General features: G+C 69.1%; 1 protein-coding gene. It reads left to right on the top strand.

All coding sequences use genetic code 11. From position 1 onward, the window contains the following. The coding region (locus tag GTP44_RS26785; RefSeq protein WP_161021801.1) for a sigma-54 interaction domain-containing protein at positions 1-1,012 on the top strand (1,012 nt) is incomplete at its 5' end. Between the last annotated feature and the right edge of the window lie 132 nt (positions 1,013-1,144).

Raw genomic sequence — 1,144 nt, 5'->3', positions numbered from 1 at the left:
GAACGCCAGCCGGCCGGCGCCAGCCGCGCCGGCCGGCGCCGCGCCGGAGGCCGAACACCTGGTCAGCAACAGCGAGCTGATGCGGGCCATTTTCAAGCGCATCGGTCTGGTGGCCGACAGCGACAACACGGTGCTGGTGCTGGGCGAGACCGGCACCGGCAAAGAGCTGGTAGCGCAGGCGCTGCACGCCAACAGCGCCCGCGCCGCCGCGCCGTTTGTGGCGGTCAATTGCGCCGCCATTCCGGCCGAGCTGCTGGAGAGCGAACTGTTCGGCCACGTCAAGGGCGCCTTTTCCGGCGCCGCCACCGACCGCCTGGGCCGCTTCCGCGAGGCCGACGGCGGCACGCTGTTCCTTGACGAAATCGGCGATATGCCGTTGCCGATGCAGGCCAAGATTCTGCGCGTGCTGCAAGAGCGCGAAGTCACGCCGGTCGGCGCGCGCCATGCGCTGCCGGTGGACCTGCGCGTGGTGGCCGCCACCCACCGCGACCTGGAGGCCGAGGTGACGGAAGGCCGCTTCCGCGCCGACCTGTGGTACCGGCTGCAAGTGATCACCATCATGCTGCCGCCGTTGCGCGAGCGCGGGGACGACGTGGCGCTGTTGGCGGCGCATTTCCTGCGGCAGCAGGCGCAGGGCCGACACAAACACCTGAGCGCGGCGGCGCTGACGGCGCTGCAAGCTTACGACTGGCCCGGCAATGTGCGCGAATTGCGCAACACCATGCTGCGCGCCATCGCGCTGAGCGAGGGCGATCTGATCGAGCCGGGCCATCTGGGACTGGGCGCGGTGCGGGCTTGGGGGACGACGCCCTCGCCATCCGTGCCGGTGACCGGCGACGGCGCCGCCATCGACTGGGACGGCCCGCTGCAAGACGCGGTGGAACAACTGGAATCGTTCATGCTGCGGCGCGCGCTGGAGGCCGCCGGGGGCAATCGCAGCGAAGCGGCGCGCCATCTGGGGCTGTCCCGCCAGCAGTTGTACCGCAAGCTGGCCCAATACGATCTGGAATAGTGACAGTTGGGGGCCTCGAAAAACCGGCCCGGCCGTGGCATGATGTCAGCGCATCAACCTTGACGACTCTGCCATGATGAAACCCAACCTTTTTGCTGCGCAGGAGCGCGAAGCCAAGCTGACGAAGCTGGG

The sequence above is a fragment of the Duganella lactea genome (assembly GCF_009857505.1).
Taxonomy (GTDB): domain Bacteria; phylum Pseudomonadota; class Gammaproteobacteria; order Burkholderiales; family Burkholderiaceae_D; genus Rugamonas; species Rugamonas lactea.
The sequence above is the reverse complement of the archived record's forward strand: the minus strand, read 5'-3'. Positions and strand labels throughout refer to the sequence as shown.